Raw genomic sequence first — 21,453 nt, 5'->3', positions numbered from 1 at the left:
GGCTTGCGATGCGCGGCGACCTGGAGTGGGGCAGCATCCCGGGACTGGTCCGGGCGGCGGCCGAGCGGTACGGCGACCGGGAGGCGGTCGTCGACGGCCGCACCCGTATCTCGTACGGGGAGCTCGGCCGGCGCGTGGAGCGGGCCGCCGCCGCGTGCATGGCCAACGGCGTCAACTCCGGTGACCGGGTGGCCGTCTGGGCCCCCAACACCCTGGACTGGATCGTCTCGGCGCTCGGCGCGGTGACGGCGGGCGCGGTCCTCGTGCCCCTGAACACCCGCTTCAAGGGCGCTGAGGCGGCCTACGTACTGCAACGCAGCCGCGCCAAACTGCTCTTCGTGACGGGCACCTTCCTCGGCACGTCGTACGTCGCGTCGCTGCGGCGCGCGGCCACGGAGGGGAAGGGCGAAGGGCCGCTGCCGGGCCTCCCGCACCTGGAGCAGGTGGTGGTCCTCTCCGACGACGCCCCGGAGGACTTCCGCGCCTGGAAGGACTTCCTGGCCAGCGGCGACGGGGTGAGCGGTCGGGACGTACGGGGCCGCGCGGACGGCGTCGACGGAGCGGCGCCCTCCGACATCATCTACACCTCGGGCACGACGGGCCGCCCCAAGGGCGCGGTCATCACCCACGCCCAGACCCTGCGCTGCTACGGCATATGGAGCGAGCTCGCGGGCCTGCGGGAAGGCGACCGCTATCTGATCGTCAACCCCTTCTTCCACACCTTCGGCTACAAGGCGGGGATCATCGCCTGCCTGATGCGCGGCGCGACGATGATCCCGCAGCCGGTCTTCAACGTGGACACGGTCCTCGCGAACGTGGCGGCGGAGCGGATCTCGGTCCTGCCGGGCCCGCCGACGCTCCACCAGTCCCTCCTCGACCACCCGGCCCGCGACCAGCACGACCTGTCCGCCCTGCGCCTGGTGGTGACGGGCGCGGCGGTGGTCCCCCTGCAACTGGTCGAGCGCCTGCGCGCCGAGCTGCGCATCGCCACGGTCCTGACGGCGTACGGCCTCTCGGAGGCGAGCGGCATCGTCACGATGTGCCGCCAGGGAGACGCGGCCCGGGTCATCGCCTCGACCTCGGGCCAGGCGATTCCGGGCACGGAGGTGCGGGTGGTGAGCCCCGGCGGCGAGGCGCTCTCACCGGGCCACCCCGGCGAGATCCTCGTCCGCGGACACAACGTCATGCAGGGCTACTTCGAGGACCCGGCGGAGACCAAGAAGGCGGTCACGCCCGACGGCTGGCTGCGGACGGGCGACGTCGGTGTCCTCGACGAGGTGGGCAACCTCCGCATCACGGACCGCATCAAGGACATGTTCATCGTCGGCGGATTCAACGCCTACCCCGCGGAGATAGAGCAGCTCATCGGCGTGCATCCGCAGGTGGCGGACGTGGCGGTGATCGGCGTCCCCGATCCGCGGCTCGGCGAGGTGGGCAAGGCGTACGTGGTGCGGCGGCCGGGAGCGGTCCTCACCTCCGACGACCTGATCGCCTGGTCGCGCCGCGAGATGGCGAACTACAAGGTCCCCAGGGAGATCGAGTTCGTGACGGAGCTGCCGAGGAACGCGAGCGGCAAGGTCCTCAAGCGCGAACTGCGCGAACTGCGCGGCCGCAGGGCCTAGTTGGCCGCCCGCTCGGCGGCACTGCGCTCGACGCAGAACTCATTGCCCTCCAGGTCGCCGAGCGTGACCCAGCCGCGCCCGTCGGGCACCCGATGATCGCCCACGAGCGTGGCCCCCAGTGCGATGAGCCGCTCGACCTCCTCGTCACGGGTGCGGTCCTGCGGCTGCAGGTCGACGTGCACGCGATTCTTGACGGTCTTGCCTTCGGGCACGGTCACGAAGAGCAGGGTGATGCCGTCGGCCTCGACGAGAGCCTCCGGGTCCCCGGGAACGTCCTCGTCGGAGACCTTCCCGCCGAGCACTTCGGCCCAGAAGAGGCCCTGGCGATAGGCGTCGGAACAGTCGAACGTGAGGTGGCGCACAAGAGAGGTCATGCGCCGCACTATCGGCGAGCGCCGCGACGGCTGTCCAACGACTTTCGGGCGGCGACCTGAGCCATTTGCCGAGTCGGCAAAGTTCCTCGCGGGCGGGGGAGGGGGGAGCCCAGGATCATGAGGACATACCGCGTATCCACCGATCCGGGAGAAGACATGCCGCATCACACTCAGCACCATCGACTGGTGGACGTCCCGGGCGGCCGGATCCACCTGGTGGAGCAGGGCACGGGCCCGCTCGTCCTCCTCGTCCACGGCTTCCCGGAGTCCTGGTACTCGTGGCGCCACCAGCTCCCTGTCCTCGCCGAGGCGGGCTTCCGGGCGGTGGCGATCGACGTACGCGGATACGGCCGCTCGTCGAAGCCGAGCGAGGTGGACGCGTACCGGATGCTGGCGCACGTCGCCGACAACGTCGCAGTCGTACGCGCGCTGGGGGCCGGGACCGCGACGGTCGTGGGCCACGACTGGGGCTCGGGCATCGCGGCGAACTCGGCGCTGCTGGAGCCGGACGTCTTCACGGCGGTGGGCCTGCTGAGCGTTCCGTACGCGCCCCGGGGCGGCCCTCGCCCCACGGACGCGTTCTCCATGATCGGCGGCGATGGCGAGGAGTTCTACGTCAGCTACTTCCAGGAGCCGGGAAGGGCGGAGGCGGAGATCGAGCCGGATGTGCGGGGGTGGCTGACGGGCTTCTACGCAAGCCTGTCGGCCGACACGATGCCGTCGCCGGAGACCCCGAGCCTGCACTTCGTACCCCGGGGTGGCCGCATGTCCGACCGCTTCAGCCCGGCAGCGGGCGGCCTCCCATCCTGGCTGACGGAGGCCGATCTCGACTTCTACGCGGCGGAGTTCGAGCGCACGGGCCTGACCGGCGCGCTCAACCGCTACCGCAACGTCGACCGCGACTGGGAGGACCTGGCGGCCTGGGACGGAACCCCGATCGTCCAGCCGTCACTGTTCATCGGCGGCGACCAGGACGCGTCGACGACCTGGCTGGCCGACGCGATCAAGGCCTACCCGAAGACCCTGCCCGGCCTGGTGTCCTCGCACATCCTGGAGGGGTGCGGGCACTGGGTGCAGCAGGAGCGGGCGTACGAGGTGAACCGGCTCCTGGCGGAGTGGCTGCGGGGGGTGCACTCGGCCTGACATCAGTGCCCGATGGGCGGTTCGACGCATCCGGTCTCCATGAAGGGGCCGTTGGCCTTCGCCTCGTAATTGGTCGGCTGCACGAAGGCGGTGACGCAGGCGTCGTCGCGTACGCGGAGGCCGATCATGGTGCCCTCGGGGGTGACGTACTCGCCGTTCTCGTAACGCTCACGCATGTCGCGGACCGTGAGGCTGCCACCGAGGACCTTGCCCTTGCCGTCGTACTTCTCGATCTTGTACCCGAGCTCGCCGGTGAGCGCGGCCCGCACGCTGTCCGGGTCCCACTTCTTCCTGGCGTGGAGCCGCTTGAGTACGGGCTCCATGCGGGCGGCCTCGGCCTCGGCGGCTTCCTCGCTCGCGGGGGACATGTCGCTGGGGCGGCGGTAGGCGTTGTTCTCACCGTTGTGAGGCGCGCCGTCGACGACGCCGGGCTCCACGTAGGGGGAGGCGCCGGGCGAGGGGGAGTGGGTGGGGGCAGGGCTGGGGGCCGGACTGGGGCTCTGGCTCGGTGCGGGGGCGCCGGCTGTGTCGTGCGGCTTCTCGCCGCAGGCGGACAGCAGGGCGGCGCCCGCAAGAAGAGCGGACACCGCGCCGAGACGCCGCCGCTGCGTTGAGGTGACCATGCGGACCATGCGGGTGACTCTGCCACGTCTGTTCGATGCGCACGGCCCGCTCGGGGATATGGCTAGGCGGTGGCCTGTGCCCGGAACTTCTCCACCAGGGCGGCCGGGGCCTTGTCGGGGGAGCCCGCGTCGTACGGGGGCTGGGGGTCGTACTCGATGAGCAGCTGCACCGTCTGCGCGTGCTCGTCGCCCGCGATCTTCCCGGCGAGGGTGAGGCCCATGTCGATGCCGGCGGAGACGCCCGCGCCGGTGACGTACTTCCCGTCGAAGACGACGCGCTCTCCCGTGGACTCGACCCCGAACTGCTTGATCTGCTCCAGCGCCAGCCAGTGGGACGTGGCGCGGCGGCCCTTGAGGAGACCGGCGGCGGCGAGGATGAGCGAGCCGGTGCAGACGGAGGTCGTCCAGGTGGTGGTGGCGTCGACGCGGCGGAGCCAGTCGAGGATCGCCTGGTTGTCGAGCGCGGGATCCGGGCTTCCCGGTACGACGACGATGTCCGGGCTGCCGACCTCGTCGAGGGACTTCGTCGCCACGAGGGAGAGGCTGCGGGTGTCGTCCAGGACCGGGCCCGCGTTCTCCGCGACGAAGACGACCTCGGCGTCGGGAAGGGCGGCGAGGGTCTGGAAGGGCCCTACCGCGTCGAGGACGGTGAAGTTGTCGTAGAGGAGGATCGCGATCTGCATGGGAGTCCCTTTCCCGGGTGCGGTGTCGTGCCGTGGCTCAAGTCTTCAGCCGGGGCCCGACGGCCGCAATGACGAGTACCCCTCCTTTGCTGCCACCGGCTCCCGCCGCTGCGGGAAGGCGTCCGGACATGCGTCGACCGCGGTGGCTCCCCCTCCGCGCCACCGCGGTCGACCCCCCGTCAGGATGTAAGTCTTCAGTCCTTCGCCGGCGGGGCGGGGATGTGCCCGTCCCCCTGGGTGGTGGCTGTGCCGTCCTTCGGCGGGGCGGGGATGTGCCCGTCGCCCAGCGTGGTGATCTGGCCGTCCTTCGGCGGGGCGGGGATGTGCCCGTCGCCCATCGTGATGATGTCTTCGTTCTTCTTGGCGTCGCTCATAGTTGAGAACTCCTATGGATTGACGGTGCGCTGGGGCGAAACGCCCGTTCGGAAACTCCCCCGAGGGTTGCCGAACGGGCGCTTCAGGGCCGATCACTCTAGCGGTGGGGCCCCATGCGACCCGTCTGCCCCCCGACGCGACGGATCGATTGCCTAGAGAGTGGCAGCAGCCCATAAACGTTCGATGAACGCCTCGGACGTAGTCGTCAGGCTGCTGCGATCGGGGCCAGAAGCCCCCGCACCTCGTCGGCTTCCGGGGCTCCTGAGGCTTCGTGAATCGCCAGCGCTTCCTGCCAGCAGGCGCGCGCACGGTCGAGCTGTCCGAGGCTGTTGAGCGACCTTCCGAGGAGGGTCAGGACGTTGGCGCGCATCCAGTCGCCACCGACGCAGCCGATGCTGAGCGCCTGCTCCGCGTGCTGCGCAGCCTGAGCCGAGAGGCGAGCCGAGAGGTGAACCTGGGCGATGCGGAAATGAGTTGTCCCTTCCCACAGGCGCTGGCGGTTCTCCACGAACATCTGCAGGGCGTCAGTGAGCTGGTCCAGAGCTTCTGCGTGACGGCCCACATGGTTCAGAGCGATCGCAAGGGCGCACTTGGCGTTGGCGAGACGGAAGGTGAGGCCGAGATCGTCGTAGATCGCCATCCCTTGCCGGGCGAGGTCGATCGCCGTGGACGTGCGCCCCATCGAGACGAGTACGCGAGACAGGTTGCACAGAGCGCTGGCCTCACCGGCCCGGTTGGCATCGGAACGGAACTCCTCGATGGCCTTGAGCAGGTAGGCCTCGCTGGCCGCATGCTGGTTCACGCAGTACGCGGTGATGCCCAACTCGTTCGGGGCGTTCCCGCAGGTCCATGGGTCCCCGGACTTCTCGCCGAGCTCCGACGCCCGCTCCAACTCCGCCGAAGCCGTGTCGAAGTGCCCCACCTTGCTCAGGACCTGCGCCAGCGTGACCCGTGCCCGTCCCTCCGCGTAGGCGTCCCCGACCGCCGCCGCGGCGTCCCGCGCCGCCGACGTGGCCAGTTCGTAGCGGAGCGCACTCGCCCCCGACTCCGCCAAGTCCTTGGAGGCCAGCAGCAGATCGACGGCCCGTCGCAGCGTCCTGGGTCCCAGCGACTGCTGTACGCAGGCCAGGATGCAGGCCGCCTCCGAGTGCAGCCAGTCCAGTGCCTTCGCGTCGTCGCTGAAGTCCTGGCCCACGTGCTCGGTGACCTCCAGATGGTCCACCGTCCGGTCGCCCGGCCGTTCTATCGCGTACACCCGGGCCGCCGAGGCCAGGTAGAAGTCCAGCAGCCGCGACATCGCGTCCCGCCCGCTCGACGGCGGTTCGTCCCGTTCCGCGCACGCACGCGCGTAGAGCCGTACAAGGTCGTGGTAGCGGTACCGGCCGGGAGCCGCCGACTCCACCAGGGACGTGTCGACCAGCATTTCCAGCAGGTCCTCCGTCTCCTCGGCCGGGAGGTCGAGGACCGCGGCCGCCGCGGCCAGTGACAGGTCCGGGCCGTCCGCAAGGCCCAGCAGGCGGAACGCGCGCGCCTGTGCCGGCTCCAGCTGGCCGTAGCCCAGCTCGAACGTCGCCTTCACCGCCAGGTCGCCCGCCTGGAGCTCGTCCAGGCGCCGCCGCTCGTCCGCCAGCTTCGCGGCCAGGGTCGAGACCGTCCAGGTGCGGCGGGCCGCCAGGCGGGACGCAGCGATGCGGATCGCCAGCGGCAGGAAGCCGCACGCCGCGACCACGTCCAGCGCCGCCTTCCGCTCCGACTGGACCCGCTCCTCGCCGACGATCCGCGTGAAGAGGAGGAGCGCCTCCTCGGGAGACATCACGTCCAGGTCCACCAGGTGGGCCCCGGCGAGGTCCACCATCCGGATGCGGCTCGTCACGAGCGCCGCGCAGCCCTCCATGCCGGGGAGCAGGGGGCGGACTTGAGCCGCGTCCCGCGCGTTGTCCAGGACCACCAGGACCCGACGCCCGTCCAGGACGGAGCGGTACAGCGCCGCCCGCTCCTCCAGGGAGTCCGGGATAGCGGAGTCCGCCGTGCCCAGGGCGCGCAGGAAGGCGCCGAGGACCGTTTCAGGCTCCGCCGCCCGCGCTCCCGCGCCCTGCAGGTCCACGTACAACTGCCCGTCGGGGAAGTACGTCCGCGCCACGTGCGCCACGTGGACCGCGAGCGTCGTCTTGCCCACGCCCCCGATGCCCGCGAGCGCCGAGACCGCCATCACCCGGCCCTCCGCCGCCGACAGGATCTCGCTCAGTTCCGTCACGAAGGACGCCCTGCCCGTGAAGTCCGGGACCGTCGCCGGGAGCTGGGCCGGGCGGACGGCCGACGCCGCCGGTTCCGGGGCCGCGGCCGAGGGCTCCGCGAGGGCAGGGTCCGCCTGGAGAATCCGCTGCTGGAGTTCCTTCAGGCCCGGACGCGGGTCCACCCCCAGCTCGTCGGCGAGCAGGCGGCGCGTGTCCGCGTAGACCGCGAGGGCCTCCGCCTGGCGCCCGCTGCGGTACAGCGCCAGCATCAGAAGTTCGCGCAGCCGCTCCCGCAGGGGGTGCGCCGCCGTCAGCGCCGTCAGCTCCGACACCGCCTCCGCGTGGCACCCCACCTCCAGGTCCATGTCCAGGCGGGACTCCAGGAGCTGCAGGCGCCACTCCTCCAGGCGCGTGCGCTCCGTCTCCGCGTACGGGCCGGGGACGTTGGCCAGGGGCTCGCCGTCCCAGAGGCTCAGCGCCTTGTTCACCAGCGAGCGGGCCTGGCAGAGGTCGCCCACACCGCGCGCCTTCTCCGCCTCCGCCCACAGGTCCTCCGCGAGCCCGAGGTCCAGGGCGCCGTCGGCCACCGCGATCGCGTAGCCGCCCGACTCGCTGACCAGGACCCCGGCGGGCAGCACCTTGCGCAGCCGCGACGCGTACGTGCGGACCGCGGCCAGTGCCTGCGAGGGCGGTTCGTCGCCCCAGAGGGCGTCGATGAGTTCGTGGGCCGTCGCCGTGCGGCCGTCACGCAGCAGGAGCGCCGCGAGCAGCGCGCGCTGTTGCGGAGAGCCCATGGAGAGGTGCTCGGCGCCGTGCCACGCGCGTACGGGGCCGAGCACGCTGAAGTGCGGTCTCAGTTCCTCGGGGGCGTTCCCCGGGGCCGGACGCCGCTGGTCCGGTACTCGCGGTACACCGTCCATCGCTCCCCCTGCTGCCCTGCCGTGCCCGGTCCGTCACCGTGCCTGGTCGTGCGCCGCGGGTCTGCCCTACCCACGATTGCCGTGCTTCACCTGGGTCAGATCTTTACCAGGTTCTTGCTCCCCGCCAGTTTGCCTTGTTCATGGCAGATGCGTCAGCTGTGCGAGACGGCTCTCACAGGGTCCACGCACTCGGTGGCCGGTAAGGGGCGGCCCGCGAACGGGCGGTGGACGCCCGGTGCGCGGCCGACGGATCGCCGACGACTAGCTGACGGGTCGTCAGATCAGCGCTACCGTGGAGCACATGGAGACCACTGAGACCTTGCCGACGTTCCCGAGGATCATCTCGGTGGACGACCACACCGTCGAGCCCGCCCATGTCTGGCAGGACAGGCTCCCGTCGAAGTACCGGGACAGCGGGCCCCGCGTCGTCCGGGCGCCCCTGAAGTCGATGAGCTTCCTGGGCGGGAAGTTCGCCCCCGTGATGGGGGCGAAGGGGGACGACGGCCCCATAGGGGACTGGTGGATCTACGAGGACCTGCACCGGCCCCTGACCCGCCTCGACACCTCCGTCGGGTACGACAGGGACGAGATCAAGCTCGAGGTCATCACGTACGAGCAGATGCGCCCGGGCTCCTTCAGCGTGCCCGACCGCCTCGCCGACATGGACGTCAACCACGTCCAGTCCGCCCTCTGCTTCCCGACCTTCCCCCGCTTCTGCGGGCAGACGTTCACCGAGGCCAAGGACCGCGAACTCGGCCTGCTCGGCGTACAGGCGTACAACGACTGGATGGTGGACGAGTGGTGCGGGCCCGAGGCGCACGGCCGTCTCATCCCCCTCACCCTCATCCCGCTCTGGGACGCCGAACTGGCCGCCGCCGAGGTCCGCCGCAACGCCGCCCGCGGCGTGCGCGCCGTCGCCTTCTCCGAGATACCGCCCCACCTGGGCCTGCCCTCCATCCACACGGACGAGTGGGACCCCTTCCTGCGGGCCTGCGACGAGACCGGCACCGTCATCGCGATGCACATCGGGTCGAGCAGCAAGATGCCCTCGACCTCCGCCGACGCGCCGCCCGCCGTCGGGTCCACCATCACCTTCGCCAACTGCTGCTTCTCGATGGTCGACTGGCTGATGAGCGGCAAGTTCGAGCGCTTCCCGAACCTGAAGATCATGTACGCCGAGGGGCAGATCGGGTGGATTCCGTACATCCTGGAGCGCGCCGACGTGGTCTGGGAGGAGAACCGGGGGTGGGGCGGGGTCGCCGACAAGGTGCACCGGCCGCCGTCCGAGCTCTTCGCCGAGCACGTCTACGGATGCTTCTTCGACGACGCCTTCGGCCTGAAGAACCTCGACGCGATCGGCGTCGGGAACGTCCTGTACGAGACGGACTACCCGCACTCCGACTCCACCTGGCCCAAGTCCAGGGAGGTCGGCGAGTCCCAGATGGGGCACCTGGCGCCGGACGTGATCGACCGGATCGTGCGGGGCAACGCCATCGACCTGCTGGGGCTCACGCGCGACGGGCTGTGGGCGGGGCCCGGGGCGTAGGGGTGCGGGACGGGGCGTAGGCCTGGGGGCGGGGGAGACCGGCGCGGGACCGCTCGTGGCAGTCGCCTCCGACCCCTTGCCTGACGGTGCGTCAGCTACGACGATGAGTCCGTCGCCGTATATGACACATCGTCAGATCAAGGTGAGGGGTCGGGTTCCCATGGCTGCCAACGCGCTGGCGCACATCTTCCCGCAGGGGCGACTGGTCTACGGGATGCAGCTCCCGATCCAGTCCCAGAGCGTCATGTACGCGGAGGCGTGGGAGGCGGACGCCACCACCGAGGACCTCGCCGAGATCGCCCGCACCGCCGACCGGGGCGGCTTCGCGTACATCGCGAGCTGCGACCACGTGGCCATTCCGCGCCGGCTCGCCGACACCATGAGCACCGTCTGGTACGACCCGGTGGCCACCCTCTCCTTCCTCGCCGGGATCACCGAGAACGTACGGCTGATGAGCCACGTCGCCGTCGTCGGGCTCCGGCATCCGCTCGTCGGCGCCAAGCAGTACGCCACCCTGGACCGGCTCAGCGGCGGGCGGCTGATCCTCGGGGTGGGCGCCGGGCACGTGCAGGAGGAGTTCGACGCCGTGGGCGCCGACTTCGCGCGGCGCGGGTCCGTGCTCGACGAGACCGTCGACGCGCTCAAGGCCTGCCTCGGGCCCGAGGAGTACCCCGAACACCACGGCGAGCACTACGACTTCAGCGGACTCGGCCAGCAGCCGCGCCCCGCGCAGGAACGCGTGCCCGTCTGGGTGGGCGGCTCGTCGCCCGCCGCCGTCCGCAGGGCCGCCGTGCGCGGCGACGGATGGCTGCCGCAGGGCGACCCGCGCGACAAGCTGCCCGCGCAGATCGCCAGGCTCAAGCGCCTTCGCGAGGAGGCGGGGGTGGCGGAGCCGATCGTCGTGGGGGCGATCGCCGAGCCCCTGTACGTGGGGGAGCCCGGCTGGTCCGTGGGGCGGCGGACGCTCAGCGGGAAGCCGGACGCCCTCGCCGAGTCGCTGCGCGCGTACGGGGCGATGGGCGTGCAGCAGATCCAGGTGCGGTTCCGCAGCCGTGGCCGCACCGAACTCACCGACCAGATGGCGGCGTTCGCCGCCGAAGTCGCTCCGCACCTCAACTGAGAGCCCTGACCTCACGCAAGGAGACTCGTATGGGCAAGCTGGACGGCCGCGTCGTCATCGTCACCGGCGGGGCGCGCGGGCAGGGCGAGCAGGAGGTGCGGCTCTTCGCCGCCGAGGGGGCGAAGGTCGTCATCGGCGACGTGCTCGACGACCAGGGCGAGACCCTCGCCAAGGAGCTCGGCGGGGACGTGGCCAAGTACGTGCACCTCGACGTCGGTCTGGAGGACGACTGGCAGGCCGCCGTGGTCGCGGCCAAGGACGCCTTCGGGAAGGTGGACGGCCTGGTCAACAACGCCGGAATCCTGCGGTTCAACGAACTCGTCAGTACCCCGCTCGAAGAGTTCCAGCAGGTCATCCAGGTCAACCAGATCGGCTGCTTCCTCGGTATCCGCACCGTCGCGCCCGAGATCGAGGCCGCCGGCGGCGGGACCATCGTGAACACCGCCTCGTACACGGCGATGACGGGCATGGCGTACGTCGGCGCGTACGCCGCGACCAAGCACGCCATCCTCGGGCTCACGCGCGTCGCCGCGATGGAGCTGGCGGCCAGGAACATCCGCGTCAACGCCGTCTGTCCGGGGGCCGTCGACACCCCGATGACCAACCCCGCGCAGCTGGACCCGACCGCCGACCCCGATGAGGCGCGGGAGGCCGTCGCCGAGCTCTACAAGAAGCTCGTGCCGCTGGGCCGGATCGGGAAGCCGGAGGAAGTGGCCGCCCTCGCGCTCTTCCTGACCGGGGACGACTCGGCGTACATCACCGGGCAGCCGTTCGTCATCGACGGGGGGTGGCTTGCGGGCGTCAGCATTGTCTGACGGAACGTCAGTAGGGCGGGTCGCGGGTATTGACGGTCCCTGTCGCCGGTGGAACAGTCGTCGCATCGCAATCTGACGGTTCGTCAGAAACTTGTTCGTCAGAACCTCACGAGGATGGTGAACCTCCTTGGAATTCGGTCTCTTTGTACAGGGATACGTGCCCGCCAAGCGGGCCAAGGTCGACCCCGAAGCCGAGCACAAGGCGCTCATCGAGGAGACCGAGTACGTCATCCAGGCGGACAAGTCCGGCTTCAAATACGCCTGGGCCTCCGAGCACCACTTCCTGGAGGAGTACTCGCACCTCTCCGCCAATGACGTCTTCCTCGGCTATCTCGCCCACGCCACCGACCGCATCCACCTGGGCTCCGGCATCTTCAACCCGCTCGCCCCGGTGAACCACCCGGTCAAGGTCGCCGAGAAGGTCGCCATGCTCGACCATCTCTCCGAAGGACGCTTCGAGTTCGGGACGGGGCGCGGTGCCGGGTCGCACGAGATATTGGGCTTCATGCCGGGCATCACCGACATGAACCACACCAAGGAACTCTGGGAAGAGACCATCGCCGAGTTCCCCAAGATGTGGCTCCAGGACGAGTACGTCGGCTTCCAGGGCAAACACTGGTCGCTGCCGCCCCGCAAGATCCTGCCCAAGCCGTACGGGAAGTCGCACCCGGCCATGTGGTACGCCGCCGGGTCCCCCTCCTCGTACGCGATGGCCGGAAAGAAGGGGCTCGGCGTCCTCGGCTTCAGCGTGCAGAAGGTCTCCGACATGGAGTGGGTCGTCGAGTCGTACAAGACGGCCGTCAAGGAGGCCGAGGCCATCGGCGACTTCGTCAACGACAACGTCATGGTGACCTCGACCGCGATCTGCGCGGAGACGCACAAGAAGGCCGTGGAGATCGCCGTCAGCGGCGGCCTCAACTACCTCCAGTCGCTGCTCTTCCGCTACCACGACACCTTCCCGCGCCCCGAGGGCATCCCCGAGTGGCCCGAGCTGCTCCCCGAGTACACCGAGGAGATCATCGAGCTGCTCATCGCCGAGGAGCTGATGATCTGCGGCGACCCGGACGAGGTGCTCACGCAGTGCAAGCGGTGGGAGCAGGCGGGGGCCGATCAGCTCAGCTTCGGCCTGCCGATCGGGATCTCGCCCGAGGACACGAAGAACACGATCAAGCTGATCGGTGAGCACGTGATTCCGAAGATCGACACGGACCCCGTTCACCGCACCACGCGCATGCGGGGTGCCTCCGGCGGTTGAGCCGCCCCCTTTGTGCTGCCCCGGCTTCCCCTCCCGGACGGAGGTCGGGGCAACCCCTTTTGCCCTTCGGGCTTGTCCTCAAGTGCCGGACGGGCCTTCTCCCGCCCACCCACCCGTTCTGGACGGGCTGAATCCGCACCCACAAAAAACCTTCAAGGGGGACGACCTCGCCATGCTCGACCACCTGATCAAGGGCGCGACCGTAGTCGACGGAACCGGCGCCCCCGCGTACACCGCCGACGTCGGCATCCGGGACGGGCGCATCGCCGTCGTCGCCGAGCCCGGCACCGTCACCGAGACCGCCACGACCAGCGAGGACGCCCACGGGCGCATCCTCGCCCCCGGATTCGTCGACCCGCACACGCACTACGACGCCCAGCTCTTCTGGGACCCCTACGCGACCCCCTCCCTCAACCACGGCGTCACCACCGTCGCGGGCGGCAACTGCGGCTTCACACTCGCCCCGTTGAACCCCGCGCGGCCCGAGGACGCCGACTACACGCGGCGGATGATGTCCAAGGTCGAGGGCATGTCGCTGGTGGCGCTCGAAGAGGGCGCCCCCTGGACGTGGAGCTCGTTCGGCGAATATCTGGACGCCCTGGAGGGGCGCGTCGCCGTCAACGCCGGTTTCATGGTGGGGCACTGTGCCCTGCGGCGGTACGTCATGGGCGCGGACGCCGTGGGCGGGCAGCCGACCCCCGAGCAGCTGGAGGAGATGCTGCGGCTCTTCCACGACGCGATGGACGCCGGCGCCTGGGGCCTGTCCACCACCCAGTCGTCCACCCACTCGGACGGCGACGGACAGCCGGTGGCATCCCGGCACGCGAAGCCCGACGAACTGCTCGCGCTCAGCCGGGCCGTCGCCGAGCACGAGGGCACACAGCTCGAAGCCATCGTCGCGGGCTGCCTGGACCAGTTCAGCGACGACGAGATCGATCTCTTCGTCGAGATGAGCGCCGCCGCGGGACGGCCGCTCAACTGGAACGTCCTCACCATCGACGCCGCCGTGCCCGAGCGCGTCCCGCGCCAGCTGATCGCCAGCGAGCGCGCCCGTAAGTCCGGCGGCCGGATCGTGGCCCTGACCATGCCGATCCTCACCCCCATGAACATGTCGCTCGGCACCTTCTGCGCCCTGAACCTGATCCCCGGCTGGGGAGACGTCCTCGGCCTGCCGGTCCCCGAGCGCATCGCCAAGCTGCGCGACCCGGACGTCAGGGGCGAGATGCTGCGCCACGCCGCCAGCAAGGAGGCCGGGGTCTTCCGGCGGCTCTCGAACTTCGACCGGTACGTCATCGGGGACACGTACTCCAAGGAGAACGAAGGCCTCACCGGCCGCGTCGTCGGCGACATCGCCGCCGAACGCGGCCAGGAGGCCTTCCAGTGCCTCGTCGAGATCTGCGCCAACGACGACCTGCGTACGGTCCTGTGGCCCATGCCCTCCGACAACGACCCCGACTCGTGGGCCCTGCGCCAGGAGACCTGGCAGCACGAGGACGTCATGCTGGGCGGCTCCGACGCGGGCGCGCACCTGGACCGCATGTGCGGCGCCCCGTACACGACGCGGTTCATCGGGGACTGCCTGCGGGGCCGCAAACTGGTCGGCCTGGAACAGGCGGTCAAGATGCTCACCGACGACCCCGCGCAGCTCTTCGGGCTGCGCGAGCGGGGCCGGATCGAGGAGGGCTTCCACGCCGACCTCGTCCTCTTCGACCCCGAGCGCATCGACGCGGGCAAGGCCACGCTGGTGCACGACCTGCCCGGCGACAGCCCGCGCCTCGACTCCAAGGCGATCGGCGTCAACGCCGTCTGGGTCAACGGGGTCGAGGCGATCCGCGAGGACCAGGTGACGGGGGCGACGCCCGGGACGGTGCTGCGTTCGGGCCGGGACACCAGGACGGTGAGCACCAAGTGAGCGGTCAACTCCCGGACGCCCAGCGGCTGTTCATCGGCGGCGAGTGGATCGAACCCGACGGCGGGCACTACGAGGTGATCAACCCGGCGACCGAAGGGGTCGTGGGCCTGGCCCCCGAGGCGAGCCGCGCGCAGGTGCACGCGGCGGCGGGGGCCGCCCGCGAGGCGTTCGCCACCTGGTCGCGCACGAGTCCGGAGGAGCGGGCCGCGGTCCTGGACCGCGCCGCGACGATCATGCAGCGCGATCTCGCGTCGTACGCCGAACTCGCCCAGGCCGAGAGCGGCGCGACGACCGGAACGGCGCGCGGGATGCAGGTCGCGGTGTCGGTGGCGCGCTTCAAGCGGTACGCGAAGGGCGCCCTGGAACCGGTCGAGGCGGCGCTTGTGCCGCAGATCAACGAGGCGGGCCCGATGGGCAGGGCGGGCGTAGTGGGGGCGCTCACCGTCCGCCAGCCGGTGGGCGTGGTCACCTGCATCACCTCGTACAACAACCCCTGGGCCAACCCGGCGGGCAAGGTGGCACCCGCCCTGGCCATGGGCAACACGGTCGTGGTCAAGCCCGCGCCGCAGGACCCGCTGTCGGTCTACCGGATGGCGGCGGCCCTCGAGGAGGCCGGGGCGCCGGCGGGCGTGGTGAACGTGGTGAGCGGCGCGCGCCCGGAGGTGGGCGAGGCGGCCGTGGACTCCCGGGACGTCGACATGGTGAGCTTCACCGGCTCGACGTCGGTGGGGCAGCGGATCGCCGAGGTGTGCGGCCGGGACATGAAGCGGCAGCTGATGGAGCTGGGCGGCAAGGGCGCGGCGCTCGTCTTCGAGGACGCGGACCTGGACTCGGCGGTGGCGGGGATAGGGACGACGTACTCCTTCTACAGCGGGCAGATCTGCACGGCACCGACACGGGTGATCGCGCACCGCGCGGTCCACGACGCCCTGATCGAGAAGCTGACGGGTTACATCGGTTTCATGAAGGTCGGCGACCCGCGCGAGAAGGGGACGGTCGTCGGCCCGGTGATCTCGGCGGCGCACCGGGACCGCATCGAGTCGTACGTGGAGCTGGGGCGGAAGGAAGGCGCACGGGTCGTCGCGGGCGGCGAGCGCCCGGCGGGCCCCGGCCTGGACCGCGGCTTCTATGTCGCCCCGACGCTGCTGGCGGAGTGCACGAACGACATGAGGGTGGTCCGGGAGGAGATCTTCGGCCCGGTCGTGGTGGTGGTCCCCTTCGACGACGAGGAGGAGGGCATCGCGCTGGCCAACGACAGCGACTACGGCCTCCTGGACTACGTCTGGTCGGGCGACGTGGCCCGCGCCTTCCGGGTCGCGCGGCGGCTGCGGGCGGGCGGGGTCGGCGTGAACACGATCGCCCGGAACATGGAGGCGCCCTTCGGGGGGTTCAAGAGGAGCGGTGTCGGCCGGGACGTGGGGTCGTACGCGCTGCACGCGTACAGCGAGCTGCAGTCGATCGTGTGGCCGGGTTGATGACGGGGGTGACCTGGGTGACCGGGGTGATGGGGGCCGCGAGTGTCCGCCATGTGAGCTGCGGGATACGGCTCGGGAAAATTTAGAACCAGGGCAAAACGGACAGTGCTGCGGTTCCCGCATACCGGACGGTCTGGCTTTTGCCTGGCAACGGAAACCAATATCCCGGCATTGCCCAGTCAATCAATGGCAGTCGTGCCGCTGGACCCATAGATTGAAAGCCGAACGATCCGGATGTTCATCCTCCGCATGTGGAAACCGCAGCCCTTAACGTCCTGTTCATGACCCAGTTGGACGTACGGCCCCAGGCCGGAGACACGGTAAGCGGCTCCCCCGACGGGGGCGTGCGCGCCAAAGGCCTCGGCGGGAACTCCGTGGGCCTCATGGGCAGCGCGGTCATCGGCATCTCCACCGTCGCCCCCGTCTACTGCCTGACGTCGACCCTCGGCTCCACGGCCGGCGAGGTCGGCCTGGCCATGCCCGCGGTCTTCCTCGCGGGCTTCCTGCCGATGCTCCTGGTGGCCTTCGCCTACCGCGAGCTCAACAAGGCCATGCCGGACTGCGGCACATCGTTCACCTGGACGGTCAAGGCCTTCGGCCCGCGGATCGGCTGGATGTGCGGCTGGGGCCTGGTCATCGCCACGATCATCGTCCTGTCGAACCTGGCGGGCGTGGCCACCTCGTACTTCTGGCTCCTGGCCGGCGAGATCACGAGCAGCGACTCGGTGGCCGCCCTGGACGACAACAAGGCCGTCCACATCCTCACGTGCCTCGCCCTGATCGCGGCGGCGACGGCGATCAGCTATCGGGGGATGACGGCGACCAAGGGGGTGCAGTACCTCCTGGTGGGGCTTCAGCTGGTGGTCCTCGCGCTCTTCGTCGTGATGGCCCTGGGCAAGGCCCGCAGCGGCGACATCGCCGGGTCCATGGACTTCTCCTGGTCCTGGCTGAACCCGTTCTCCGTCCAGTCCTTCGGCGCCTTCACGGCCGGTCTCTCCCTGTCCATCTTCATGTTCTGGGGATGGGACGCGTGCCTGACCGCCAATGAGGAGACCACCGGCAGCGAGAAGACCCCGGGCCGCGCGGCGCTCATCTCGATGGTCGTCCTGATCGGCTCCTACCTCGCCACCGGGATCGCCGCCCAGATGGCCGTCGGCTCCGGAACCACGGGCCTCGGCCTCGCCAACCCGGACACCTCCGACAACGTCTTCGCCGCCCTCGCCGGGCCCATCATGGGCAACGGCCTGGGCATCCTGCTCTTCGTCGCCGTCCTCGCATCGGCCGCCGCGAGCCTGCAGACCACGTTCATCCCGGTGGCCCGCACGGTCCTCGCGATGTCGACGTACGAGGCACTGCCCGCGTCCTACGCGCGCGTGCACCCCCGGTTCAAGACCCCGGGCCGAGCGACGGTCGTCGCGGGCGTCGCGACCGGCGTCTTCTACACGGTCATGACGCTGGTCTCCGAGCACGTCCTGGTCGACACGATCTACGCCCTCGGCCTCATGATCTGCTTCTACTACGCGCTGACGGCCTTCGCCTGCGCCTGGTACTTCCGCCGCGAGCTGTTCTCGTCCGCGCGCGACTTCGCCTTCAAGGGCTTCTTCCCGGTGTTCGGCGGCATCCTGCTGACCGCGGTCTTCGTCAAGACGCTCGTGGACATGTGGAACCCCGCCTACGGCAGCGGCTCCTCCGTCTTCGGCGTCGGCTCCGTCTTCGTGATCGGCGTGGGCCTGCTGCTCCTCGGCGTGGTGATCATGCTGGTGATGGGCCGCAAGAGCCCGGCGTTCTTCCGGGGCGAGGTCCTGAAGCGGGACACCCCGGCACTGGTCGTCGCGGACTGACGCCCGCTCCTCAGCCCGCCAGCAGCTTGTGCAGCGACGTCTTCAGGTTGGTGATGAAGGCGTCGCGGTGTTTCTGGGGGATGAGGTCCAGGGACAGGTACGGGTTGAGGTCTTCCAGTTCGACCAGGAGGAGGCCGCCCGACCTGGTGCGGCAGGCGTCGACTCGTTGGATGCCGTGGTCGATCGTGTTCCAGGCGATGAAGCGGCGGGCGAAGGCCAGGTCCGTGGGGGTCGGGGTGTAGGGCTCCAGGACCCAGCGCCTGTCGGGGTGCGGGGCGTGCAGGGCGTACTGGAAGGTGTCGTCGATGAAGTAGAACGACACCTCGTACGTGAAGTCGATGCGGGGCTGGATGAGGAACTCGTCCTCGGGTGGTGTGTCCCCCGAGGGGACGTGGGTCTCCAGTTCGGGGCGGGTGAGGAACTTCAGGCCTATCGAGTCCGCGCCCTTCTTGGGCTTGATCACGTACTCGGTCGTGTCCGGGAGCTTCTCCACGTCCGAGAGGCGGTCGACCGTGGGGATCACCGGGTGGCCCTCCGCCGTCAGGTCGACGAGGTACTGCTTGCCCGCCATGTCCGCCCTGCCCGTGAGCTGGTTGTGGACGCGGGTGCCGCAGGCCAGTGCCTGGGTGCGGAAGGCGTCGAACGACGACTGGTGGTTCAGGATCGGGCCGCTGTTGCGGATCAGTACGGCGTCGAAGGAGTCCATCAGGGCCCCGGCGTCCAGCGGGTGGCACAGCGCGAGGTCGAACTCCTCGCGCAGGGCGGAGGAGAGGGCGATGTCCTCGTCGCAGTACCGGCGGCCCCGCGCCTGGTAGGTGAGGTCGGTGACGAACAGGACGCGGGGCCTGGTGGGCGGCATGGGTCTCTCCTGGTGCGCGGGGCCTGGGTGCGCGGGTGTGGTGGGGCGCTGGTGGGTCCTCGACTCTAAGGAGGGGGGCTCCCCGGAGGTCGAGGAGCCCCCTGCGCGGCACACCCGCGGGGCCCGCCGCCTAGCTGCGGCCCAGGAACACCGGGTTCGTGAACGCCGCCAGGGGACCGGGGAGGCCCGTCGTCACCGGTGCGTGGCGGACCTCGGCCCGTACGTACGCCGCGTACGAAGGCGTCGTGCGCCACTCCGCCGTGCCGGACCCCGACGCGGGAAGCGCGGGGGCGGTGAAGAGGACGCCCTGGTCCGTCACGAAGCGGATCGTGCAGCCGGGGGCGCCCGTGACGTCCAGGCGGACCGTGACGGGGGCGTCCTGCTCGACGTAGAGGCGCTCGCCGATGCCCGCCTGCTTGCCCCTGCCGCCGGTGGCGGTGAACTTGAGCGTGACGTTCTTGGACTCGGCGACATAGCTGTGGCCCGCGCGGATGCCCGCCTGGATGGCCTCGCGGGTCAGGTCGTCGGCGAGGACCACCGTCTGCGGGGTGCCGACGGGGTCGGGGTCGCGGTGGGCGTCGCTGTTGCCCATGGCCGGGATCCAGGGCTTGCGGCCGCGGACGGCCGCGACGAGCGTGCCGTCCCAGTCGGCCAGGGACACCTCGTCGTCCGGGGTGTACGCGCCGTTCCACACCTCCACGGCGTCCGCTTCCCCGAAGCCGAACTTCCAGTTGCAGCCGATGCAGGTGGCGTGCGGGTGGGCGGGGACGACGAGGCCGCCCGCGTCGCGGATCTCGCGGGCGTACTTGCCGAAGCGGTTGTCGCGGGCGCGGTAGCGCCAGTCGATGAACGTGCCGGGGTCCGTGCCGAGGGCGACCAGGTGGCCGTTGCGGGTGGTGACCTCCTCGCCCAGCATGACGAGGAGGTCGTCGCCGGCCTGGTCGGCCCAATGGGCGTGAGCGGAGTGCGTGTTGTGCTCGGAGGTGTTGATGAAGTCCAGGCCCGCCGCCCGCGCGAGCGCCGCGATCTCGGCCGGGGTGCGCCTGCCGTCCGAGTACCAGGAGTGCAGGTGGCAGTCGCCTCGGTACCAGGCGCGGCCCCGCCCCTTCGCCCGCTCCGGCGGGTAGACGGGCCTGGGCGTCTTGCCGGGTGCCCCGTACTTGAGGGTGATCGTGACCTCGTAGGGCAGGCCCTGCGGTGCGACCGTGTAGGGGCCCAGCGCGATGTTCCAGGTGCCCGCCTTGACGGGGCCCGGGATGTAGCCGGGCGTCGCCTCCTCGGCGCGGATGAAGAACTCCGTACGCGCGCCGCCCGACCAGCCCCGGAATCCCTTGCCGCCGAGCGCCGTGCCGCGCTGGTCGAAGATGCCGATGTCGAGCGCGTTGCCGGGCGTGCCCGCCGGGACGGTGACCTTCTCGTAGGTGTACGTGACGTGGATCTCGCGTACGCCTTCGGGGACTTCGACCGGCAGGTACACGAAGTCGGGTGACCCGGTGGGCAGCGTCCCGCGCACCACCTTGGTCTCGTCGCCACTTCCGGATGCACGCCCTGCGGCGCTCGCGAAGCTCACGCTGTTCAACGTAAGCGCGGCGGCGGCTCCCGTCACGAGCAGACCGCGCCGGTTCAGGGGTGTGTTGACGGGTCTGGCCGGGCGGTGTTCGTCCTCGCACATGTGTCGGCTCCCCAGGGTGTCGGATGGGACTGAAGGGCAACCCTGGTATTCAGCCGTGAACTTCCCGGCAAGGGAAGGCAATTGACGGACCTACGGGCGGTGACGGACTTACGGATGGTGCCGGGCTTACGGGCGGTGCCGGGCCTTGCGCACGCGGCGGAGGGCGATCACGACGATGATGATGACCGCGATGACGGCGATGATCCCGATGAGCAGTCCGGTCCCGCCCTTGGACTTCTTCTTTTTCTTCTTCTTGGGCTTGGACTGCGCCTCGTCCGCCGCCTTGGTGGTCGTCCTGGCGGCACTGGTGCCGGCCGCGTGCGCGGTCGACGCGGTCGACGTGTTCGATGCGGCTGCTGCCGCCGAGGCCGCCGCCGTCCGCGGGGTGGCCGCGTACGCGCCGGCGGACGCCGTGCCCCCCAGCAGCGCCCCGAGCAGCAGCAGGACGGTCGCGAAACGAAGTCGCATGGTGAAATCCCCCCGATTCCGCGGATTCTGTCGATTCTGTCGATTCCGGCGGATCCTAGGCCACGCGGAGCCCCGCGCCTAGGTGCTCGCGCCCGCTGCCCGAAGCACGTCGGCCGTCTCCGTGTGGGAGCCGTGCGTCGCCCAGTACAGCGGGGAGTTGCCTCTGCCCCGGTCCTCGCGGAGGCCGGGGTCCGCGCCGTGGGCGAGAAGTTCGCGCACGGCTTCGGTGTGGCCCCAGCACGCTGCCGCGCACAGCGGTGTGCCCTGGTCGCCGTGGCCGCTCTCCGCGTCGGGGTCGGCCCCCGCTTCGAGGAGCGCCTTGACGATGGGCGCCGTGCCGTGGACGGAGGCGCCGTAGAGCGGGGTCGTGCCGTCCTGGTCGGGGGTCCGCGGGTCCGCGCCCGCACGCAGCAGCGCCTTCACCTCGGCGGTGCGGCCGAGTTCCGCCGCCAGGACCAGTTGCCGCGTCCGCTTCTTGCGGCGTCGTCTGCTCATGAGGGGCAGGGTAGTTCGGCG

General features: G+C 70.4%; 18 protein-coding genes. 9 read left to right on the top strand and 9 right to left on the bottom strand.

Features of this window, described 5'->3' with window-relative positions; genetic code table 11:
• Positions 1-8 precede the first annotated feature (8 nt).
• Positions 9-1,622, top strand: coding sequence for a FadD3 family acyl-CoA ligase (locus tag ACIGXX_RS33300; protein ID WP_399981354.1), 1,614 nt, complete (start codon positions 9-11; stop codon positions 1,620-1,622).
• On the opposite strand, the gene ACIGXX_RS33295 is transcribed toward ACIGXX_RS33300, so the two are convergent.
• Entirely contained in the window at positions 1,619-1,996 is a 378-nt protein-coding gene (locus ACIGXX_RS33295; protein WP_351162734.1) for a VOC family protein, read from the bottom strand. The two genes, ACIGXX_RS33300 and ACIGXX_RS33295, sit on opposite strands and share 4 nt — an antisense overlap.
• A gap of 156 nt (positions 1,997-2,152) precedes the next feature.
• On the opposite strand from ACIGXX_RS33295, the gene ACIGXX_RS33290 reads away from it, so the two are divergent.
• On the top strand, positions 2,153-3,139 hold the full coding sequence (locus ACIGXX_RS33290) for an alpha/beta fold hydrolase (protein ID WP_399981252.1): 987 nt from the start codon (positions 2,153-2,155) through the stop codon (positions 3,137-3,139).
• 2 nt (positions 3,140-3,141) lie between these two features.
• Here ACIGXX_RS33290 and ACIGXX_RS33285 read toward each other — a convergent pair whose 3' ends face one another.
• The 4 genes from ACIGXX_RS33285 to ACIGXX_RS33270 all read right to left on the bottom strand — a co-directional run bounded on the left by ACIGXX_RS33285 (position 3,142) and on the right by ACIGXX_RS33270 (position 7,974).
• A complete protein-coding gene (locus tag ACIGXX_RS33285) occupies positions 3,142-3,771 on the bottom strand; it encodes a hypothetical protein (RefSeq protein WP_399981249.1) in 630 nt (209 codons plus the stop codon).
• 53 nt (positions 3,772-3,824) lie between these two features.
• Positions 3,825-4,445: a DJ-1/PfpI family protein gene (locus ACIGXX_RS33280; protein WP_399981246.1), complete on the bottom strand. Its 621-nt coding sequence runs from the start codon at positions 4,443-4,445 to the stop codon at positions 3,825-3,827.
• A 194-nt stretch (positions 4,446-4,639) separates the two neighbouring features.
• Entirely contained in the window at positions 4,640-4,819 is a 180-nt protein-coding gene (locus ACIGXX_RS33275) for a sigma-like protein (RefSeq protein ID WP_351162742.1), read from the bottom strand.
• Positions 4,820-5,025: 206 nt separating this feature from the next.
• Complete coding sequence (locus ACIGXX_RS33270) at positions 5,026-7,974, bottom strand: BTAD domain-containing putative transcriptional regulator (RefSeq protein ID WP_351162744.1); 2,949 nt, start codon at positions 7,972-7,974, stop codon at positions 5,026-5,028.
• Between the two features lie 319 nt (positions 7,975-8,293).
• Here ACIGXX_RS33270 and ACIGXX_RS33265 point away from each other — a divergent pair, with 319 nt between their 5' ends.
• The 7 genes from ACIGXX_RS33265 to ACIGXX_RS33235 all read left to right on the top strand — a co-directional run bounded on the left by ACIGXX_RS33265 (position 8,294) and on the right by ACIGXX_RS33235 (position 17,938).
• Positions 8,294-9,520 (top strand): amidohydrolase family protein, encoded by a 1,227-nt coding sequence (locus tag ACIGXX_RS33265; protein ID WP_351163253.1) that lies wholly within the window; start codon positions 8,294-8,296, stop codon positions 9,518-9,520.
• Between the two features lie 160 nt (positions 9,521-9,680).
• The gene (locus tag ACIGXX_RS33260) at positions 9,681-10,640 is read left to right on the top strand and encodes an LLM class F420-dependent oxidoreductase (protein WP_351162746.1); all 960 of its coding nucleotides are present in this window, start codon (positions 9,681-9,683) and stop codon (positions 10,638-10,640) included.
• Between the two features lie 29 nt (positions 10,641-10,669).
• Complete coding sequence (locus ACIGXX_RS33255) at positions 10,670-11,455, top strand: SDR family NAD(P)-dependent oxidoreductase (RefSeq protein ID WP_383819181.1); 786 nt, start codon at positions 10,670-10,672, stop codon at positions 11,453-11,455.
• Between the two features lie 127 nt (positions 11,456-11,582).
• Positions 11,583-12,710, top strand: coding sequence for an LLM class flavin-dependent oxidoreductase (locus ACIGXX_RS33250; protein ID WP_351162750.1), 1,128 nt, complete (start codon positions 11,583-11,585; stop codon positions 12,708-12,710).
• 172 nt (positions 12,711-12,882) lie between these two features.
• Entirely contained in the window at positions 12,883-14,622 is a 1,740-nt protein-coding gene (locus ACIGXX_RS33245; RefSeq protein ID WP_351162752.1) for a D-aminoacylase, read from the top strand.
• On the top strand, positions 14,619-16,097 hold the full coding sequence (locus ACIGXX_RS33240) for an aldehyde dehydrogenase family protein (protein WP_361466203.1): 1,479 nt from the start codon (positions 14,619-14,621) through the stop codon (positions 16,095-16,097). The genes ACIGXX_RS33245 and ACIGXX_RS33240 overlap by 4 nt, the downstream gene beginning before the upstream one ends.
• Before the next feature lie 281 nt (positions 16,098-16,378).
• Positions 16,379-17,938 (top strand): APC family permease, encoded by a 1,560-nt coding sequence (locus ACIGXX_RS33235; RefSeq protein WP_351162756.1) that lies wholly within the window; start codon positions 16,379-16,381, stop codon positions 17,936-17,938.
• 10 nt (positions 17,939-17,948) lie between these two features.
• Here the strand turns inward: ACIGXX_RS33235 and ACIGXX_RS33230 are convergent, their stop codons facing one another.
• The 4 genes from ACIGXX_RS33230 to ACIGXX_RS33215 form a co-directional block, all read right to left on the bottom strand.
• Positions 17,949-18,797, bottom strand: coding sequence for a hypothetical protein (locus ACIGXX_RS33230; protein WP_399981238.1), 849 nt, complete (start codon positions 18,795-18,797; stop codon positions 17,949-17,951).
• Between the two features lie 130 nt (positions 18,798-18,927).
• On the bottom strand, positions 18,928-20,469 hold the full coding sequence (locus ACIGXX_RS33225) for a CehA/McbA family metallohydrolase (protein WP_399981235.1): 1,542 nt from the start codon (positions 20,467-20,469) through the stop codon (positions 18,928-18,930).
• A 126-nt stretch (positions 20,470-20,595) separates the two neighbouring features.
• Positions 20,596-20,937: a hypothetical protein gene (locus tag ACIGXX_RS33220; RefSeq protein WP_399981232.1), complete on the bottom strand. Its 342-nt coding sequence runs from the start codon at positions 20,935-20,937 to the stop codon at positions 20,596-20,598.
• 78 nt (positions 20,938-21,015) lie between these two features.
• Positions 21,016-21,432 carry an ankyrin repeat domain-containing protein gene (locus ACIGXX_RS33215; protein ID WP_361466211.1) on the bottom strand — a complete coding sequence of 139 codons (417 nt, stop codon included), beginning with the start codon at positions 21,430-21,432 and terminating at the stop codon, positions 21,016-21,018.
• Positions 21,433-21,453: the final 21 nt, after the last annotated feature.

This window comes from Streptomyces sp. NPDC055243, assembly GCF_044544025.1.
Classification (GTDB): Bacteria; Actinomycetota; Actinomycetes; order Streptomycetales; family Streptomycetaceae; genus Streptomyces.
This window is presented reverse-complemented; position numbering and strand designations above follow the sequence as displayed.

What these genes read in the sequence shown, in the direction of transcription:
- ACIGXX_RS33300 (WP_399981354.1), top strand. Translation starts at nt 9, where the DNA reads ATGCGCGGCGACCTGGAGTGGGGCAGCATCCCGGGACTGGTCCGGGCG.
- ACIGXX_RS33235 (WP_351162756.1), top strand. Translation starts at nt 16,379, where the DNA reads ATGACCCAGTTGGACGTACGGCCCCAGGCCGGAGACACGGTAAGCGGC.
- ACIGXX_RS33220 (WP_399981232.1), bottom strand. Translation starts at nt 20,937, where the DNA reads ATGCGACTTCGTTTCGCGACCGTCCTGCTGCTGCTCGGGGCGCTGCTG.
- ACIGXX_RS33260 (WP_351162746.1), top strand. Translation starts at nt 9,681, where the DNA reads ATGGCTGCCAACGCGCTGGCGCACATCTTCCCGCAGGGGCGACTGGTC.
- ACIGXX_RS33295 (WP_351162734.1), bottom strand. Translation starts at nt 1,996, where the DNA reads ATGACCTCTCTTGTGCGCCACCTCACGTTCGACTGTTCCGACGCCTAT.
- ACIGXX_RS33285 (WP_399981249.1), bottom strand. Translation starts at nt 3,771, where the DNA reads ATGGTCCGCATGGTCACCTCAACGCAGCGGCGGCGTCTCGGCGCGGTG.
- ACIGXX_RS33215 (WP_361466211.1), bottom strand. Translation starts at nt 21,432, where the DNA reads ATGAGCAGACGACGCCGCAAGAAGCGGACGCGGCAACTGGTCCTGGCG.
- ACIGXX_RS33225 (WP_399981235.1), bottom strand. Translation starts at nt 20,469, where the DNA reads ATGTGCGAGGACGAACACCGCCCGGCCAGACCCGTCAACACACCCCTG.
- ACIGXX_RS33255 (WP_383819181.1), top strand. Translation starts at nt 10,670, where the DNA reads ATGGGCAAGCTGGACGGCCGCGTCGTCATCGTCACCGGCGGGGCGCGC.
- ACIGXX_RS33270 (WP_351162744.1), bottom strand. Translation starts at nt 7,974, where the DNA reads ATGGACGGTGTACCGCGAGTACCGGACCAGCGGCGTCCGGCCCCGGGG.
- ACIGXX_RS33290 (WP_399981252.1), top strand. Translation starts at nt 2,153, where the DNA reads ATGCCGCATCACACTCAGCACCATCGACTGGTGGACGTCCCGGGCGGC.
- ACIGXX_RS33245 (WP_351162752.1), top strand. Translation starts at nt 12,883, where the DNA reads ATGCTCGACCACCTGATCAAGGGCGCGACCGTAGTCGACGGAACCGGC.
- ACIGXX_RS33275 (WP_351162742.1), bottom strand. Translation starts at nt 4,819, where the DNA reads ATGAGCGACGCCAAGAAGAACGAAGACATCATCACGATGGGCGACGGG.
- ACIGXX_RS33230 (WP_399981238.1), bottom strand. Translation starts at nt 18,797, where the DNA reads ATGCCGCCCACCAGGCCCCGCGTCCTGTTCGTCACCGACCTCACCTAC.
- ACIGXX_RS33280 (WP_399981246.1), bottom strand. Translation starts at nt 4,445, where the DNA reads ATGCAGATCGCGATCCTCCTCTACGACAACTTCACCGTCCTCGACGCG.